Annotated in this window: 15 protein-coding genes; 5 read left to right on the forward strand and 10 right to left on the reverse strand. The window is 64.8% G+C overall.

Translation table 11 applies throughout. The annotated features are described in order from the left end of the window. Nucleotides 1–30 precede the first annotated feature (30 nt). Both EWM63_RS17825 and EWM63_RS17830 read right to left on the reverse strand, forming a co-directional pair. Nucleotides 31–942 carry a sulfurtransferase gene (locus EWM63_RS17825; RefSeq protein WP_130187735.1) on the reverse strand — a complete coding sequence of 304 codons (912 nt, stop codon included), beginning with the start codon at nucleotides 940–942 and terminating at the stop codon, nucleotides 31–33. A gap of 84 nt (nucleotides 943–1,026) precedes the next feature. Then, on the reverse strand, nucleotides 1,027–1,593 hold the full coding sequence (locus EWM63_RS17830) for a PEP-CTERM sorting domain-containing protein (protein WP_130187736.1): 567 nt from the start codon (nucleotides 1,591–1,593) through the stop codon (nucleotides 1,027–1,029). A 237-nt stretch (nucleotides 1,594–1,830) separates the two neighbouring features. Here EWM63_RS17830 and dnaE point away from each other — a divergent pair, with 237 nt between their 5' ends. Next, on the forward strand, nucleotides 1,831–5,379 hold the full coding sequence (gene dnaE, locus EWM63_RS17835; RefSeq protein ID WP_130187737.1) for a DNA polymerase III subunit alpha: 3,549 nt from the start codon (nucleotides 1,831–1,833) through the stop codon (nucleotides 5,377–5,379). A 145-nt stretch (nucleotides 5,380–5,524) separates the two neighbouring features. Further along, nucleotides 5,525–6,328 (forward strand): hypothetical protein, encoded by an 804-nt coding sequence (locus tag EWM63_RS17840; RefSeq protein ID WP_130187738.1) that lies wholly within the window; start codon nucleotides 5,525–5,527, stop codon nucleotides 6,326–6,328. On the opposite strand, the gene EWM63_RS17845 is transcribed toward EWM63_RS17840, so the two are convergent. From EWM63_RS17845 to EWM63_RS17855, 3 genes are all read right to left on the reverse strand, one after another. Then, nucleotides 6,315–7,358, reverse strand: a complete 1,044-nt coding sequence (locus EWM63_RS17845) for a glycosyltransferase family 4 protein (RefSeq protein WP_165390858.1) — start codon at nucleotides 7,356–7,358, stop codon at nucleotides 6,315–6,317. The genes EWM63_RS17840 and EWM63_RS17845 overlap by 14 nt on opposite strands. A 163-nt stretch (nucleotides 7,359–7,521) precedes the next feature. Then, complete coding sequence (locus tag EWM63_RS17850) at nucleotides 7,522–7,752, reverse strand: DUF6139 family protein (protein ID WP_130187740.1); 231 nt, start codon at nucleotides 7,750–7,752, stop codon at nucleotides 7,522–7,524. A 158-nt stretch (nucleotides 7,753–7,910) separates the two neighbouring features. Further along, complete coding sequence (locus EWM63_RS17855; RefSeq protein WP_130187741.1) at nucleotides 7,911–8,741, reverse strand: glycosyltransferase family 2 protein; 831 nt, start codon at nucleotides 8,739–8,741, stop codon at nucleotides 7,911–7,913. Between the two features lie 28 nt (nucleotides 8,742–8,769). On the opposite strand from EWM63_RS17855, the gene EWM63_RS17860 reads away from it, so the two are divergent. Genes EWM63_RS17860 through EWM63_RS17870 form a run of 3 tightly spaced genes read left to right on the forward strand, consistent with a single transcriptional unit; the run spans nucleotide 8,770 to nucleotide 12,650 of the window. After that, entirely contained in the window at nucleotides 8,770–10,050 is a 1,281-nt protein-coding gene (locus EWM63_RS17860; protein ID WP_130187742.1) for an O-antigen ligase family protein, read from the forward strand. After that, a complete protein-coding gene (gene waaF, locus EWM63_RS17865; RefSeq protein ID WP_130187743.1) occupies nucleotides 10,050–11,102 on the forward strand; it encodes a lipopolysaccharide heptosyltransferase II in 1,053 nt (350 codons plus the stop codon). Before EWM63_RS17860 ends, waaF begins: the two co-directional genes overlap by 1 nt. Nucleotides 11,103–11,120: 18 nt before the next feature. Then, nucleotides 11,121–12,650, forward strand: coding sequence for a GGDEF domain-containing protein (locus tag EWM63_RS17870; RefSeq protein ID WP_130190451.1), 1,530 nt, complete (start codon nucleotides 11,121–11,123; stop codon nucleotides 12,648–12,650). A 48-nt stretch (nucleotides 12,651–12,698) separates the two neighbouring features. On the opposite strand, the gene EWM63_RS17875 is transcribed toward EWM63_RS17870, so the two are convergent. The 5 genes from EWM63_RS17875 to rsfS all read right to left on the reverse strand — a co-directional run bounded on the left by EWM63_RS17875 (nucleotide 12,699) and on the right by rsfS (nucleotide 17,201). Next, nucleotides 12,699–13,709, reverse strand: a complete 1,011-nt coding sequence (locus EWM63_RS17875) for a tetratricopeptide repeat protein (RefSeq protein WP_130187744.1) — start codon at nucleotides 13,707–13,709, stop codon at nucleotides 12,699–12,701. 179 nt (nucleotides 13,710–13,888) lie between these two features. After that, nucleotides 13,889–15,352, reverse strand: coding sequence for a ribonuclease G (gene rng, locus EWM63_RS17880; RefSeq protein WP_130187745.1), 1,464 nt, complete (start codon nucleotides 15,350–15,352; stop codon nucleotides 13,889–13,891). Beyond that, nucleotides 15,349–15,969, reverse strand: a complete 621-nt coding sequence (locus tag EWM63_RS17885; protein WP_130187746.1) for a Maf family protein — start codon at nucleotides 15,967–15,969, stop codon at nucleotides 15,349–15,351. The genes rng and EWM63_RS17885 overlap by 4 nt, the downstream gene beginning before the upstream one ends. Nucleotides 15,970–16,007: 38 nt before the next feature. Next, a complete protein-coding gene (gene rlmH / locus EWM63_RS17890; RefSeq protein ID WP_130187747.1) occupies nucleotides 16,008–16,478 on the reverse strand; it encodes a 23S rRNA (pseudouridine(1915)-N(3))-methyltransferase RlmH in 471 nt (156 codons plus the stop codon). A gap of 12 nt (nucleotides 16,479–16,490) precedes the next feature. Beyond that, entirely contained in the window at nucleotides 16,491–17,201 is a 711-nt protein-coding gene (gene rsfS, locus EWM63_RS17895; RefSeq protein ID WP_130187748.1) for a ribosome silencing factor, read from the reverse strand. Nucleotides 17,202–17,206 lie beyond the last annotated feature (5 nt).

Below are 17,206 nucleotides of genomic sequence, written 5' to 3' on the forward strand. Positions count from 1 at the left end.
TTTTCTTATTGCGGCGGGCCCGGAATCGGGTCAGGCCTGTTCCTTGCCGTGGCAGTGCGGGCAGGAGACGCCGTACACGTATTCCGGTGCGAGTTGCTGGCGCGGGGTGACGATGGCGCGGCAGGCGAAGCACTGCACCGTTTCGGTGGGCTGCAACTGCGGATTGAGCGCGGTGCGGTAGTCGAACACGAAGCAGTCGCCCGTGTAGTGGGCACCGCCGACGTCCTCGAAATACTTCAGGATGCCGCCTTCGAGCTGGTAGACGTTGTCGTAGCCGATGTTCTGCATGTGGATCGCCGCCTTTTCGCAGCGGATGCCGCCGGTGCAGAAGGTGACCACCGTCTTGCCTTCGAAGTCGGCCCTGTGTTCTTCGATCACCTGCGGGAACTCGGTGAACTTGCTGATGCGGTAGTCGACCGTGTTGTCGAACGTGCCCACGTCCACTTCGAAGTCGTTGCGGGTGTCCACCATCACCACCGGCTTGCCCTTGTCGTCGTGGCCCTGGTCCAGCCAGCGCTTGAGGGTTTTCGCGTCCACGAACGGCGCGCGGCCTTCTTCCGGCTTGATCAGCGGCATGCGCATCGTGATGATCTCGGCCTTGATCTTCACGAGCATGCGCTTGTGCGACTGCTCGGCGGACAGGCTTTCCTTCACTTCCAGGTCCGCCAGGCGCGCATCGGCGCGCACCCAGACCATGAACTCGTCGATATTGGCGCGGGTGCCGGACAGGAACATGTTGATGCCTTCGGGCGTCAGCAGGATCGTGCCCTTCAGGCCGAGGCGCTGCGTGATGTCCTGGTACCGCGGGCGGAGTTCTTCGAGATGGTCCAGCGTGATGAACTTGTAGGCGGCGATGTTGACGAACAGGTCGGCGGCAGGCGCCGCCGAATGTGCCAATGCGGCGCCGGCCTCGATGGGGGCGCCGAGAGTGCTAGCTTGCATAACGGATCAGAGAGGGAAAGCGGAACAGCCGACATTATAAGCGTATCGGCTGGCAATTCCGCGTTGCCGCGGTTTCCGGTTCTGTTATGCAACGGTCTTGCCGGCCAGGCGCTTTCGGCGCACCGCCAGCGCGGCCAGGCCGAGGCCCGACAGCAGCAGGGTGGAAGGCTCGGGAACGACTTGCCGCTCCGGCTGGATCGACCAGTGCGCATAAGTGACACCCGACTGGTTCGCCGCATTGCCCACCACGAGGAAGGGAATGACCGGATCGATATAGCTGCTGGCCGTATTGGTGTAGCCTACGCCGGTCACGCCGAGAAAGTTGATGCTGTAGCCGGTCACCACCAGGCAGCTGAGCGAATTCGAACAGCCGTTGGTGCGGGCCGGGTTCGTGTCGTACACGTCCTGGAAGACGTTGTACAGCGCCTCCGAGGCGCCCCAGCTCTGGTTGAAGCTGCTGAACGCCATCGTGGTATTCGTCGGACGGATATCGGAGAACGACACGTTATAGTGGTGGCCATCGTATTCCACCCCCTGCGCACCCATCAGGATGCCGTTTGAGACGACGAGGAGCGGTCCGGCCTGGGCTGCGGTATGCAGACCCATCAGCATGCCGCCGGTGACGAGAATATTCTTGACGATGGTTCGCACGACGGCTCCCGTTGGTTAGTTACCAAGAGTTAAAGCAAGCATAATGCCAGCTATATAATCTTGAGTAAAATCAATGATATGGCTGAGCCTGCTCAACGGCTCGGCAGTCAACTGTAAAGTTTCTCGACAAAAACTCATGTGTAAAGGGAACTCCGCCGGGGTTTCCTGCGACGGCGCAAGGCGGCGGCGGTAAAATAGCACCTTCGCCGTCCGCAATCCGATCTTCGATACGACCCCATGAGCAACGAAATCCTCGACCAGCAAGTCATCCAACCCGACGAACCGGCAGCCCCGCCAGGCCCGGATTTCGTTCACCTGCGGGTGCACTCGGAGTACTCGATCGTCGATGGCCTGGTGCGTATCGACGACCTGGTCAAGGCCGCCGTGAAGGACAAGCAGGGTGCGCTGGCCATCACCGACCTGTCGAACCTGTTCGGCATGGTGAAGTTCTACAAGAGCGCGCGCGGCAAGGGCATCAAGCCCGTGATCGGCTGCGACGTGTGGATCACCAATGACGACAACCGCGAAAAACCGAGCCGCCTGCTGCTGCTGGCGAAGAACCGCGTGGGCTACCTGCAGCTGTGCGAACTGCTGTCGATGGCATGGTTGACGAACCAGTACAAGGGCCGCGCCGAGCTGCGCACCGAGTGGCTGCAGGCGTTGAAGGACCAGGCCTATGACGTGATGCCCGGGGAAAGCGGCGCCAACGGCCTGATCGCGCTGTCCGGCGCGCAGTTCGGCGATATCGGCTGCGCGATCGACAACGGCAACCTGGAGCTGGCCGAAAAGCATGCGCAAAAATGGTCGGCCATCTTCCCGGGCCATTTCTATATCGAGATCCAGCGCGCCGGCCAGCCGAACCAGGAGGCGCAGGTGCGCCAGTCCGTGGCGCTGGCCGCCAGGCTGCGCCTGCCGGTGGTGGCCACGCACCCGGTGCAGTTCATGTCCGAGCACGAATTCATCGCGCACGAGGCGCGCATCTGTATCGCCGAAGGCGAAATGATCGCCAACGCGAGACGGCCGAAGCGCTTCAACGAGCAGATGCGCTTCATGACCCAGGAGGAAATGGCGATCCTGTTCGAGGATCTGCCGGCCGCGCTGGCAAACTCCGTGGAAATCGCCAAACGCTGCAACGTCACGCTCACGCTGGGCAAGCCGCAGCTGCCGAACTTCCCCACGCCGGGCATGACGATCGACGAATTCCTCGTGGCCGAGACGAAGAAGGGCCTGGAAGAGCGACTGGTGCAATTGTTCCCGGACCCGGTGTATCGCGAGAAGATGCGCCCGCGCTACGAGGAGCGGCTGGCGTTCGAGAACAACACGATCATCAACATGAAGTTCCCCGGTTACTTCCTGATCGTGGCGGAGTTCATCCAGTGGGGCAAGAACAACGGCGTGCCGATCGGCCCCGGCCGCGGCTCGGGCGCGGGTTCCCTCGTGGCGTATGCGCTGAAGATCACCGACCTCGATCCGCTGAAGTACAACCTGCTGTTCGAGCGTTTCCTGAACCCGGAACGGGTATCGATGCCCGACTTCGACATCGACTTCTGCCAGGAGAAACGCGAGCTGGTGATCCAGCACGTGAAGGACCTGTACGGCCGCGATGCCGTATCGCAGATCGCCACCTTCGGCACCATGGCGGCAAAGGGCGCGATCCGCGACGTGGGCCGCGTGCTGGACTTCGGCTACAACTTCTGCGACGGCATCTCGAAGCTGATTCCGTTCAAGCCGGGCAAGCCGGTGACGATCGCCGAGGCGATCGAGGAGGAGCCGCTGCTCAAGGAACGCCTCGAGAACGAGGAGGAAGTGAAGCAGCTGCTGGACCTGGCGCAGCAAGTGGAAGGCATCACCCGCGGCATCGGCATGCACGCCGGCGGCGTGCTTATTGCGCCGGGCAAGCTGACCGACTTCTGCCCGCTGTACACGCAGTCCGGCGACACGGGCGTCGTGTCGCAGTACGACAAGGATGACGTGGAGGCCGTGGGCCTGGTGAAGTTCGACTTCCTGGGGTTGACCACGCTGACGATCCTCGACCGCGCGGTGAACTACATCCGCGAGCTGGACCCGGCCGACAAGGACTTCAACCTGGAATCGCTGCCGCTGGACGACCGCGGTTCCTACGACCTGCTGACCAAGGCGAAGACGGTGGCCGTGTTCCAGCTGGAGTCGCGCGGCATGCAGGGCATGCTCAAGGACGCGCGCCCCGACCGCTTCGAGGACATCATCGCGCTGGTGGCGCTGTACCGCCCGGGCCCGATGGACCTGATTCCGGACTTCTGCAAGCGCAAGCACGGCGAAAAGTTCGACTATCCGGACCCGCGCACGGAAGGCATCCTGTCCGAGACCTACGGCATCATGGTCTACCAGGAGCAGGTGATGCAGATGGCGCAGATCATCGGCGGCTACTCGCTCGGCGGCGCGGACATGCTGCGCCGCGCGATGGGCAAGAAGAAGGCCGAGGAGATGGCCGAGCACCGCGAGATCTTCCGCAAGGGTGCTGGCGAGCGCGGGCTCACCACCGAGAAGGCCGACGAGATCTTCGACCTGATGGAAAAGTTCGCGGGCTACGGTTTCAACAAATCGCACGCCGCCGCCTACGCCCTGCTGTCGTATCACACCGCGTACCTGAAGCAGCACCACACGGCCGCGTTCATGGCGGCCAACATGTCGCTGACGATGGACGACACGGAAAAGGTCAAGATCCTCGTCGAGGATTCGATCGAGGTGTGCGGCCTGACGATCCTGCCGCCGGACGTGAACCTGTCGGCCTACCGCTTCCGGCCCGATGGCGCGCCGCGCTCCGTCACCGGCAAGAAGGTGACGAACATCCGCTATGGCCTGGGCGGCGTCAAGGGCGCCGGCCAGAACGCCATCGAGGCGATCATCGCCGCGCGCGAAGCCGATGGCCCGTTCAAGAGCCTGTTCGACTTCTGCAAGCGCGTGGACAAGCGCCAGATCAACCGCCGCACGATCGAGGCACTGATCCGCTCCGGCGCGTTCGACTCATTGGGGGTTGAGCGCTCCGTGCTGTTTGCCTCGGTGGGGTTTGCCATGGAATGCGCCGAGCAGGAACTGAAGGCCGCCAACCAGGTCAGCCTGTTCGGCGGCGACGACAGCGACCTGGTCGCCCCGCCCGAATACGTGCAGGCCACTGCATGGACCGACCGCCAGAAACTGGCCGAGGAAAAGATCGCGCTGGGCTTTTACCTGTCGGGCCACATGTTCGATTCGTATGCGGCCGAGGCACGGCGCTTTGCCCGCACCAAGCTCTCCGAGCTGGAACCGTCGCGGGAACCGCGCATGATGTGCGGCGTGATCACCGGCATCCGCACGCAGATGACCCAGCGCGGCAAGATCCTCATCGTGAGCCTGGACGACAAGAGCGCCGTGGTGGAAGTCACCGTCTACAACGAGATCTTCGAGGCCAACAAGAAAGCGTTCAAGGAGGACGAGTTCCTGGCCGTGACCGGCAAGGTATCGGAAGACCGCTTCACGGGCGGCCTGCGCATCTCGGCCGAGAAGGTGTACGACATCGTTTCCGCGCGCCTGCAGTTCGGCCGGCAGATGGGCTGGCTGCTGCCCTCGAGCGTGCCGCCGGCGAAGCTGCAGGAAGTGCTGGCACCGCACCGCGACGACTATGGCTTGCCGGTGCAGATGCGCATCCGGCCGCAGGGCATCGACTGCACGCTGCAACTGGGCGACGACTGGCGCGTGGCGCCATCGGACGAACTGACGCTGGCGCTGGAACAGGTACTGGGTGCCAAGGACGTGGCAGTCGAGTATTAAAAATAGGGACGGACCGTTTTTCACGTCCCTGCTTTTCGCGCAGGTTACTTGCGGCTTGCTACTGTTGCGCTCGTTACGCGTGTGGCCGTCGAGGCCGGGGCCGGTTCGCTAGAATGGCCGCCTACCTTCCATAGACGGAGCCCCCATGCGAATTGTCCTTCCGTTGCTTGCCGCCGCCCTCTCTGCTGCGCCGGTACAGGCGCAAACGCTGCCATCCTTGTCCGTGCCGACATTTTCCCTGCAGTATGTGGAGAGCATGACCTGGGCCGGCGAGCCCCTGGATGCCGCCATCAGCGTGGAATCGACGGATGAGCAGGTAACCGTGCTCCGGCTGGACGGCACCGCCGAGCGGCTGGCAACGGTGGTTTCGGAGAGTTCCTACTCGCAGATCGTGTCGGACCAGTCGCGGATCAGGTTTGCTGTCGCCGAAGGCTATCGCATCACGAAAATCGAATTTTCGGGCATGCTGTCGGGCGAGCTGGTGCCCGCGGAGGTGCCGGCCGGCGCGACCATGGTGTCGCAGCCCCTGCCAAGGAACCAGATGCTCGTGACCGGCACCTACTTCGAGCCGGACAGTAATGACAGCGCGGGTTCCTACTGGACGATGGAGACCGATATCGAAAGCGCGCAGGGGATCGTCGCCGATATCGACAATTCGCTGAATTTGCCTGTGTTCGACTGGCATCTGGGGCTGTACGCGATTGCGCACGGTGCCGAATCGTCGTATTACCTGCCGGGTGATGACGACCCCGAGCTGTATTTCATTCCCGCCGCGGCCTACCTGCACCTCAGCGACCCGCGGCTGACGATCCATACCGAAGCGTGGACGCCTTCGCCGGTACCCGAACCTGGCCAATGGGCCATGCTGGCCAGCGGCCTGATGCTGCTGGGAACCCTGGGCTGGCGCGGGCGCGCCGCGAGGGCTCGCCTGGCGATCAGGCGCCGGTAGCCCGCGGCGCGCGCACGGCGGCCACCAGGTTGCGCACGAACGCCTTCATGTCGAACCGGCTGTCGAAGGCATCGAGCGCCCGGTCGGCCATCTGTGCCGTGTAGGGCACATCGTCCAGCAGGCGCGCGATGGCGCTGCGCATCGCCCCGGCATCGCCCTGCGGTACCAGCAGCGCTTCATTGCCGTCGCTGACATAATCCTCCACCGTCAGCGTGCGCGTGATCACGGTGGCCTTGTTGAAGGCCATCGCCTGCAGCAGCACCATCTGGCCGGCGGAAATGTCGGCCACGCCCAGCGGCACCACCACGAAGCGCGCGTTCTTGAGCTGCTCGACATAATCGCCGTCGTAGCAGTTGCGCAGCACCTTCACATTCGGGGGGATGGCAAGCCCGGCCAGGGGCTTGTCGTTGTCGCAGACCACGTGCAAGTCGACCGGCAGGCCGGCCATCGCCTCGAACAGCGTGCCGTAATCGCGGCCGGAGCGGCCCGCCGTCAGGATATAGGGCGAGTTCGATGCTTCCGGCAATTCCTCGCGGCCGTAGATGTGGGTGCCGTGCGGAATATAAAACACCTCGGTGCGACCGTTGCTGAACAGTTCCCGGTAGCGCTCGCGTTCCTTCTTCGAATGGCAGATGACCTTGTCGACGAAGCGCATCACGAAGCGGAAGTACAGCAGCCGCAACCTGTTTTGCAGCGGGTGCTTGCGTGGCGTGAGGATGAAGCCCAGCAGCACGATTTGCGTGCGGCGCGAGAAGAGGGCGCGCAGCGGGGCGAAGATGAGCACTTCGATGTCCGAGCCCAGCACCACGGCCTCGGGGTGCGTGCGGCTGGTGATCAGCGAACGGATACCGGCGCGCAGCGCGAACCAGGCCAGCTTCGGCCAGCCGACAAGCAGCAGCTTCAGCCGCGAGTGGTAGCGAAAGCGCACGTCGTCCGCGAACAGCCGGTATTCGACGCCGAGTTCCTGCAAGCCGAGCGCAAACGGCGAACGCGTGCCGTCTTTCGTGTAGGTGGGGAAGAAATGGATCACGGCGGGCCCTGTCGCGGTGGGTTGAACAACGGGAGTTACCAACTTGGCAATTGTAACCCCGTTATAACCACCGCGGAACGCCCCGGACGGGGCGACAGGCCTCCTGTTGCGCCAGCACAGCGGGCGCGGCCGCATCCGGCGGGCGGGTGCGGCTTGCTGTGGCTTACATATCCTTCAGGCCGGTGATCGCGTAGCCCTTGGTGCCGATCTGCTCGGGCAGATGCTCGATGTGGAACTCGGGCAGGGTATCGGCGTCGTCGTCGACTTCCAGTGCCTTGGCTTCCGGTTCCCAGTCGGTATTGATCGCTTCCTGGGGAATCGGCTTTCCTTCGGGCACTGCCAGATAGGAAAAAATGCCATCGTGTTCGGGTCGTCGGTAAATATCCAGGCGCATCGCGGTTCCTCCTCGTTGGTTGCTTGGTGCATTGTTCAAGTCGCCAGCTTGGCAGTACCCGCACGCAAGCTCAGTTCGGTACCGCACATGCTGCCAATACCCGGCTGATTGTACTCCCGGGGTGGAAGACCGCCAGTTCCGCAGGCCCGCCTCTTCCTTCAGGCCAGGGCCGCCAGTTCGCGCAGGCCCGCCTCGGCCTGCGTGGTGCCATCGGCGGCACGTTGCAGCACCACCTTGCGGTTCGACGTTTCCTGGTCGCGCTGGTTCTCGTGGTGCCACAGGTGATAGACCTCGGTGGCAAACGCGCCGTCCTTGCGCAGCACGCCGGCATTGAACAGCCGCACCACGAGGTCGGAATCCTCGTGGCCCCAGCCGGTGAAACTTTCATCGAAGCCGTTGACGCGATCCAGGTCGGCACGCCAGACGGCCAGGTTGCAGCTCTTGATGCGCCGCCAGCTGAACTTGCGCCGCTCGCGGCCCACGTCCGGCAGTACCAGCACCGTTTGCAGGAATTTGTTGAAATCCCCGGCCAGCCGAAGCCGCAGGCGATCGATCGCGCCAAGCCGGTGCAGATTGATGCGCGTCTCGAGCAGCGTGCGGGTGTACTGTTCGGAGAGCAGCACGCGGCTGCCGGAAACAATGAAGCCGGGCCGCGCCAGCTTGCGGTGCTGCGTCACGAAATTGCTTGCGGGAATACAGTCGCCGTCCAGGAACACGATGTAATCGCCGCTGGCGGCCAGCGTGCCCAGGTTGCGCACGCGCGCGGCGCGAAAGCCTTCGTCCGGCTGCCACACGTACCGCAGCGGCACCGGGGAGCGCGGACGCAGCGCCTCCACACAGTCCCGTGTGTTGTTCGTGGAGCCGTCATCAGCGATAATGATTTCGAAATGCGGGTCATCCTGTGCAAAGCAGGCTTCGATCACGGCCGCCAGCGCGTCCGGGCGGTTATAGGTCGTGACAATGACAGAAATTTTTGACGCTGGTTGCATGTAGTCGGCGCGCCCCACAAGAACATTGATGAATAAAAATATTGCCAGGCAAGCCGACGACGTTGCCCCTGTATCCGCTGTTTCCACCGTTTCCGCTGTCACCGCTTTTACCGTTGCCTGCCTGGTCTTCCTCCTGCCCTTCCTGACGCTGATCACCAATGCCGGCGTGGGCCTGTGCAGCTTTGGCTTCCTGTTGGCGGCAATCTGGTGCCACAGGCAAGGCCTGCCGGAGTTCCGGCGACATCTTAACGATATCCGCGGGGTTTTGACAGCTTTTGGCGCCGCCTGCCTGTTTGCCGCGCTCGCGGTACTGCTGCATCCCGATATCTTGCTGCGCAGCTGGGAAAAGCCCAGCCGCATGCTGCTCGCCGCCACCGCGCTCATTGCCGTGCTCGCTTGCCGCCCCAGCCGCATGGCGCTGTGGTGGGGCCTGATCGGCGGCACGGTCGCCGGCGCCTGCTGGGTTGGCTACCAGCGCTGGGTGCTGCATATCGACCGGCCGGGCGGACTGATGAACGCGATCACCTTCGGCGACATCGTGCTGTGCATGGGCCTCATGTGCCTGGCCGGCGTGCTGGATTTCCGCGGCCGGCAGCGTTGTTGGCCGGCGCTGGGCGTGGTTGCCGGCCTCGTCGGCATGCTGGCCACCGGCACGCGCGGCGGCTGGGTGGCAATCGTGTTCGCGGCACTGCTGTTCTTGAAATACGGCCATTACCTGCGCGGCAAGTTCGCCAAGGCTGCCGCCGCGCTGATAGCGGTGCTGATGATCGGCGCCTATTTCGTACCGCAGACGGGCATGAGCGAGCGCCTGGACCAGGGCGTGAGCGACGTGGAAACCTATTTTACCGGCGGCAGTGCCTTCACGAACGTGGGCGTGCGGCTGGAGTTGTGGAAGGGGGCCGTGCTGCTGGCCGCGCGCCATCCATGGATGCCGAGCAGCCAGCAGCAGGTCAAGGCCGAGCTCGGGGAACTGGTCGCCGCCGGGACGCTGCAGCCGTTCGTGCTGGAAGCCGAGCATTTCCACAACGATGTCCTGCAGGCGCTCGTGTTCGGCGGCGTGCCGGGCCTTTTATGCTGGTTCGGCACGCTGCTGCTGCCGTTCCTGTTTTTCCTGCGCATGCTGCATTCCCATGAATCGGCGCCCCACGGGCTCGTTGCCACGGCACTGGCCGGCTTGCTGCTCGTGCTGAGTTACTTCAGCTTCGGCCTGACGGAAGTGATCTTCTGGTCCGTGCGCGGCGCGATGTTCTATGCGCTGATGCTGTTCGTGCTCATGGGCCTGTGCCTGAACGCCCGCGAAAGAACGTGATGTCCAAGAATTCCCCACGCATCCTGGTGATCTCCCCCAACTGGATCGGCGATGCCGTCATGGCGCAGCCGCTGCTGCAACGGCTGCGCGCGCTGCACCCGGGCCACCCGATCGACGTGCTGGCCCCGCCCGCCGTGGCGCCCGTCTGGCGCCAGATGCGCGAGGTCGATGAAGTGCTGCAGACGCCGTTCCGCCACGGCGCGCTGCAATTGCGCGAACGCTGGCGCTATGCGCGCCTGCTGAAGGCGCGTGGCTATGCCGAAGCCTATGTATTGCCGAACACGTTGAAATATGCGCTGATTCCGTGGCTGGCCGGCATTCGCCGCCGCGTGGGCTACAAGGGCGAAAGCCGGTATGGCCTGATCAACGTGATGCACCACGACGATGTGCCGCCGCGCCCGATGGTGCCGTTCTACGCGGCGCTGGCCAATGCGCCGGATGCGCCGCTGGCGCCCGCGCCGAAGCCGGCGCTGCAGGTGACGCCGGAACAGGTGGCCAGCGCCTGCGCCACGGCCGGCCTGGCCCCGGAGCGCCTGCTGGTGGTGTTCGCGCCGGGCGCCGAATTCGGTTCGGCCAAGCGCTGGCCGCCGCAACATTTTGCCGCGCTGGCGCAAGCCATCGTGGCGAGCCGGCCCACGGCGCAGGTTGCATTGCTGGGCTCGCCCAAGGACCGTGCCGTGTGCGACGAGATCATGGCGGCCGTTGCCGGCACGCCTGCCGCGGCCTGCGTGCGCAACATCGCCGGCCAGACCAGCCTGGCCGAAGCGGTGGCGCTGATCGGCCATACCGCCGCCGTCGTCAGCAACGATTCGGGGCTGCTGCACGTGGCCTCGAGCCTGGATCGCCCCGTGGTGGCCATCTACGGCCCCACGGACCCGGACCACGCGCCGCCGTTCTCGAGCGTGGCGGCGGCGCTGTCGCTGCGCCTCGACTGCTCACCATGCCGGCAGCGCGAATGCCCGCTGGGCCACCACGACTGCATGCGCAAGCTCGACGCCGGCACCGTCTGGCACACCCTGCAACCGATGCTGCCGGCCGCCGCCGGCGCCTGACAGCGCAGCGACGTGGTGATGAAGCGCCTGCCGGTCACGTTCTGGACCACGCTGTTCGTCACGCTGGTCTGCGTGGCGCTGGTGGCGCTGGACTTCGATCGCAGCTGGCTGGCCCGCAAGGTCTTGCTGGAACAGACCGAGCGCAACGCCACCAACCTGGCGCGGGCGATGAGCGGCCATGCCGACGACACGCTGCGCGCCGCCGATACCTGCCTTACCGACCTGGAGGAGCGTATCGAGGTGGATGGCACCGGCCCCGCCCAGCTGCAGCGGCTGCACCGGCTGATGGTCGATCACGTGCGCACGCTGCCGCAGTTGAACGGCCTGTTCTTCTACGATGAAACGGGGCGCTGGATCGTCAATTCCCGGCCCCGGCTGGACCGCGCAGCCAACAACGCCGACCGCGAATATTTCCGGTATCACCGCGAGCACAGGGATGCCGGCCCGCGCATCGGCAAGCCCGTCGCCAGCCGGTCGACGGGCCGTTGGGTGATCCCGCTGTCGCGCCGCATCGACAAGCCGGATGGCAGTTTCGGCGGCGTGGTGCTTGCCACCATCGATATCGAGTATTTCAGTCGTTTCTATGCCGGTTTCGACATCGGCAACAACGGCGCCGTGGCGCTGCTTTCCGACGACGGCACGTTGCTGGTGCGCCGCCCGTTCAAGTCCGAAAGCGTTGGCATCAGCAGCGTCCGTACGCCGCTGTACGACGCCTACACGCGCGTGGCCCGCACCGGTACCGGCGAGTTCCGCTCGACACAGGATGGGCAGGTAAGACTGAACAGCTACCGCCCGCTGCAACACTATCCGCTGTTCGTCACCGCCGCGCTGTCGAAGGACGAGGTGCTGGCGCACTGGTGGCACGACACGCTGGTGCGCACGGCGGGCGTGCTGCTGCTGGCTGGCCTGCTGGCGCTGTTCGGGCAGCGGCTGGTGCGGCAGATGCGCCAGCGGCTGCGGGCCGAACAGGAGCTGCGCGAAGCACGCGACGTGCTGGCGTCGCTGAATGTCACACTGGAAAAGCTGGCGTTGCAGGATGGCCTGACCGGCCTGGCGAACCGCCGCCAGTTCGACGTTTCACTCGGCAACGAGTCCAGCCGCGCGATGCGGCAGGGCGTGCCACTGGGCCTGGCGATGATCGATGTCGACCACTTCAAGGCCTACAACGACCGGTATGGCCACAGCGCCGGCGACGACTGCCTGCGCGCGGTGGCACGGGCGATCCGCCAGCAGACACCGAAGCGGGCCGGCGACCTGGCCGCGCGCTACGGCGGCGAAGAACTGGCGGTACTGTTGCCGCACACGGATGCCGCCGGTACCGAAGCGGTGGCCGAGCGGATGCGCGAAGCCGTAGCGGCGCTGCGCCTGCCGCACGCGGGCAGCCCGCTGGGCATCGTGACGATCAGCGGCGGCGCCGCCGCCATCGTGCCGCGCCGCGGCATCGACCATGCGGCCGTGCTGGTCGAACATGCCGACCGGGCGCTGTATGCGGCCAAGGCGACGGGCCGCAACCGCGTCATGCGCCATGCGGAATTGCGGGAGACGTAGCCGGCGCTTCATCGGCCACATGCTTCGCCGGCCTGTCTCGGCGCGCGATCAGGGCAGGATATCGAGCTGTAGCTGCCACGGCCAGACAAGCTGCCTGCCCAGTGCTTGCCGCTGCACGACGATCGCCGCGGACAGGGTGTCGTCGATGCGGTCGGCCAGTTCTTCCAGGCGAGCCAGGATCTCTTCGCGCCTGCCCTGGTCGTTTTCCCACAGCAGCGCTTCCCGGCATGCCATGAACGATGCGCGTTCGATCATCACCTCCGGATGGTTGAACAGCCAGCGCACGAACGGCGTGCCATCGGGGCGCTCACGCCACAATGGGCCGTACATCGCCACGTAGTCCCGGGCGGCATCGGGCAGCGTCGTATCGTCCGGGTGCCAGAGCACGAACGGCGCGGGCGCGGGATTGCCGCCCAATATCTCGGCGATGTAGGGATTGCTGGCAAAGCCATGGCGCAACGCCGTGGCGGCAGCCACGAAACGGCCGCCTTGCAGGTGGGCCAGCGCCAGGTCATACCAGTACGGCGGGAAGGCCTCCGCGTGCGCCGCGAAAATCTCGATGGCACGCTCGTGCTGGCCGGCGCGCAGCGCCTCCGAACCCAGAAGGTAGCGCACGCCCTGGTTGTCGTTCGGATTGCGCAGCAGCATCTGCTCGCACAATGCCGCGGCATCCTTGTGCCGGCGCAGACGCACGTAACCGAGGACCGCCGCGTGCGTCAGCCGCAGGTAGGCGCGGTTGTCGATATCGACCCACTCGATCCGCCCGGCGTAGCCTGCGGGAATGGCGCGGTTGGCCAGGGCGAGGCCTTGCAGAGCGATATCGAGCGCCTTGGCCGGATTGCCCTGGCGGAGCCAATGGAACGCGAGCTGGGTGTGGGCATCGAGGAAATCGGGCGCTTCGGCCAGCATGCGTTGCAGCGCCGCAACGTAGATCGTGTCGTCCAGGCGGCCGGTTTCATGCTGGTCGAGAATGTCGTTGAACTGTCCCAGCAGGGGGCCGTATCGCTCTTCCGTATAGCCGAAGGCACCGGTTCCGGCAGCGTTGGCTTCAAATTCCAATGGCATATCGTGCAGGTAATGTTGTCGATATCAACATGATAGCAGTGGCAGCATGAGTGAACCGCGCTGCTGGGGCGGCTTGCTCAGCCGTTGTCCGCAATGAAACACGTACGCAGACAGCCGGAGAACATGGCATGCGGATGGTGCTCCCTGCACAGTGCCCCATCCGCCTGGACTGATCACATCAGGATCACGTCGTACTGCTCCTGGTGATACGAATTCTCCACCTGCAGCGAAATCTTCTTGCCGACGAAATCGCCCAGCATGGCCAGATGCTGCGATTCCTCTTCCAGGAACATGTCGACGACTTCCTGCGAGGCGAGGATGCGGAATTCGCGCGGGTTGAACTGCTTGGCTTCGCGCAGCAGTTCGCGCAGGATCTCGTAGCAGATCGTGCGTGACGTTTTTACCTGGCCCTTGCCGCTGCACGCGGGGCAGGGCTCGCAAAGGATGTGGGCCAGCGATTCGCGGGTGCGCTTCCTCGTCATCTCCACCAGGCCCAGTGCCGAGAAGCCGCTGACGGACACCTTGGTGCGGTCGCGTGCCAGGGCTTTCTTCAGTTCCGCCAGCACGTTGTTGCGGTGCTCGGCGTTGTCCATGTCGATGAAATCGAGGATGATGATGCCGCCCAGGTTGCGCAGGCGCAGCTGGCGCGCGATCGCGTGAGCCGCTTCGAGGTTGGTCTTGAAGATGGTGTCGGCGAAATTGCGGCCGCCCACGAAGCCACCCGTGTTGACGTCGATCGTCGTCATCGCCTCGGTCTGGTCGACGATCAGGTAGCCGCCCGATTTCAGGTCCACGCGGCGGCCCAGCGCACGCTGGATTTCCTCTTCCACGCCATACAGGTCGAACAGCGGGCGCTCGCCCGTGTAATGGTGCATGCGCGGCAGCACGCTGGGCGTGTAGGTCTTGCCGAACTCGGTGAGGCCAACAAAGTTTTCGCGCGAGTCGACCTGGATCGTGGCTGTTTCATCGTGCACGAAGTCGCGCAGCACGCGCTGCGCCAGCGACAGGTCCTGGTGCAGCAACGAAGTGGGCGGGCGCGTGCGGGCGCCATGCGTGATCGTGGCCCATGTCTTGCGCAGGTATTCGATATCGGCGGCCAGGTCGCCGTCGCCGGCATCCTCGGCCTGCGTGCGCACGATGTAGCCGCCTTTTTCCTCTTTCGGCAGCAGGCCCTGCATGCGCGTACGCAGCGCTTCGCGCTCGGACTCCTTCTCGATCTTTTGCGAGATGCCGATGTGCGAATCCTGCGGCAGGTACACCAGCATGCGGCCGGCGATCGAGATCTGCGTCGACAGGCGCGCACCCTTCGTGCCGATGGGGTCCTTGATGACCTGCACGGTCAGTACCTGGCCGTCGAACAGCAGCTTCTCGATCGGCGTGGGCGTGGCGTTGGTGCCGTCGTGCGGGCGGGCTTCCCAGATATCGGCCACGTGCAGGAACGCGGCGCGTTCCAGGCCGATGTCGATGAAGGCCGACTGCATGCCGGGCAGCACGCGCACCACCTTGCCGGAGTAGACATTGCCGGCCAGGCCGCGCGTAAGCGTGCGCTCGATGTGCAGTTCCTGCACGGCGCCCTGCAGCACGAGGGCCACGCGCGTTTCCTGCGGCGTGATGTTGATGAGGATATCTTCGCTCATGGCAGCCTCATGCCGGCACGGCGCAGCAGGTCGGCCGTCTCGAACAGCGGCAGGCCCATGATGCCGGAATGGCTGCCATCGATGTGTTCGATGAACATCGCGGCCAGGCCCTGGATGCCGTAGCCCCCGGCCTTGTCGTAAGGCTCGGTGGTGGCGCAGTAGGCGGTGATGTCGGCGGGCTTCAGCGTGGCAAAGCGCACCTGCGACACCTGCGTGAAGCTGTCGGAGAAATCGTGGGTGCGCACCGCCACGGTCGTCAGCACCTGGTGCGTGCGGCCCGACAGCTGGCGCAGCATCGCTTCCGCCTCGTCCTTGCCGGCCGGCTTGCCCAGGATGGTGCCATCGATCGCCACCGTGGTGTCGGCCGTCAGCACGGGGCGGGGTTTCAGGTGGCGCCGGCGGCACAGGTCGAACGCGACGTCGGCCTTTTCATTGGCCACCCGGCGCACGTAGGTCTCGGCCGGCTCGTCCGGCAGCACTTCCTCCGTCACGTCCGGACCGCGCGGCCCGTCGCTGCGCAGCAGCATCAATTCGAAATCGACGCCGATCTGGCGCAGCAGTTCGCGGCGCCGCGGGCTTTTCGAGGCCAGGTAGATTTTTCGTTCGACCAGTTTCATCTTGTTGTTTTCGATGTGGCGTCCTGGCGACGCCGGGGCTACACCCTGTGATAAGGGTGATTCTGCGTGATGGTCCACGCACGGTAGAGCTGCTCGGCCAGCATCAACCGCACCACGCCATGCGGCAGCGTCATGCTCGAGATACGGATCAGCCCTTCGGCCTTCGCCTTCAGGCCCGGATCGAGGCCGTCGGCGCCACCGATCAGGAAAGCCGTGTCGCGGCCATCCTGTTGCCACAGCTCGAGCTGCTGCGACAGCCCCACGCTGGTGAGATCCTTGCCGCGTTCATCGAGCGCGATGATGCGCACCGATTTCGGCAGCGCGGCCTCGATGCGCTCGCGCTCGAGCGCCATCGCGGTGGCGGCGGTCTTGCTGCCGGACCGCTCGACGGGCTTGATTTCCTTCAGCACGATGCGCAGCTCGGGCGGCATCCGTTTCACGTACTCGGCAAAACCGGTTTCGATCCAGGCCGGCATCTTGTGGCCGACGGCAGCGATGATCAGCTGCATGCGACGCTACCCTTACTCTTCCGCGGCGGGCTTCTTGATCCGCTTGATGACGGTCTTGGCGGGCGTCTTCGGATCCTTGGCCTTGGCTTCCTTCGCCGCCTTGGCCGATGCCACGGCCGTCTTCGGTGCCGCCACTTTCACCTTCTTGCCTTCCGGTGCGGTGACAGCCGGTGCCGCTTTCTTCGCGGCGGCCTTCTTGGCCACGGCACCCGCGGCGGCGGCGGCTTTTGCCGTGCCGGGCTTGCGTGCCGCCGGGGTCTTTTTCTCGATCACCGGTTCGGCTTCCTTGGCAACCTTGTTGGCCGCCAGGTGGCCAGCCTTTTTCTTCGGTGCCGCCTCAAGCGCCTCGGCAGCCTTGCCTTCGGCCGTGGTCTTGCGTTTCGCCGCGCCCAGTTTCACGGGCTTTTCGCCCCAGATCTCTTCCAGGCGGTAGTAGGCGCGGATCGGTGCCTGCATGATGTGGACGATCATGTCGCCCAGGTCGACCAGCACCCATTCGCCGGTGTCTTCGCCTTCGACGCCGACGACGTCGCCGCCGGCTTCCTTCACCTTGTCACGCACCGAAGCGGCCAATGCGCGCGTCTGGCGATTCGAGGTACCCGAGGCGATGGCGATGCGGTCGAACAGGCTCGTCAGACCGGTGGTGTCGAACAGGACGATGTCCTGGCCCTTGACGTCTTCCAGGGCGTCGACGACGAGGGCTTGCAGTTTTTTGATATCCATTCAGT

It is taken from the genome of Pseudoduganella lutea, from assembly GCF_004209755.1.
GTDB lineage: Bacteria > Pseudomonadota > Gammaproteobacteria > Burkholderiales > Burkholderiaceae_D > Rugamonas > Rugamonas lutea.

Coding starts and splice junctions, on each gene's coding strand:
- EWM63_RS17885 (WP_130187746.1), bottom strand. CDS start 15,969: ATGAAACTGGTCGAACGAAAAATCTACCTGGCCTCGAAAAGCCCGCGG.
- EWM63_RS17870 (WP_130190451.1), top strand. CDS start 11,121: ATGAAGCGCCTGCCGGTCACGTTCTGGACCACGCTGTTCGTCACGCTG.
- EWM63_RS17860 (WP_130187742.1), top strand. CDS start 8,770: ATGAATAAAAATATTGCCAGGCAAGCCGACGACGTTGCCCCTGTATCC.
- EWM63_RS17840 (WP_130187738.1), top strand. CDS start 5,525: ATGCGAATTGTCCTTCCGTTGCTTGCCGCCGCCCTCTCTGCTGCGCCG.
- dnaE (WP_130187737.1), top strand. CDS start 1,831: ATGAGCAACGAAATCCTCGACCAGCAAGTCATCCAACCCGACGAACCG.
- rng (WP_130187745.1), bottom strand. CDS start 15,352: ATGAGCGAAGATATCCTCATCAACATCACGCCGCAGGAAACGCGCGTG.
- EWM63_RS17825 (WP_130187735.1), bottom strand. CDS start 942: ATGCAAGCTAGCACTCTCGGCGCCCCCATCGAGGCCGGCGCCGCATTG.
- EWM63_RS17855 (WP_130187741.1), bottom strand. CDS start 8,741: ATGCAACCAGCGTCAAAAATTTCTGTCATTGTCACGACCTATAACCGC.
- rlmH (WP_130187747.1), bottom strand. CDS start 16,478: ATGCAGCTGATCATCGCTGCCGTCGGCCACAAGATGCCGGCCTGGATC.
- rsfS (WP_130187748.1), bottom strand. CDS start 17,201: ATGGATATCAAAAAACTGCAAGCCCTCGTCGTCGACGCCCTGGAAGAC.
- waaF (WP_130187743.1), top strand. CDS start 10,050: ATGTCCAAGAATTCCCCACGCATCCTGGTGATCTCCCCCAACTGGATC.
- EWM63_RS17850 (WP_130187740.1), bottom strand. CDS start 7,752: ATGCGCCTGGATATTTACCGACGACCCGAACACGATGGCATTTTTTCC.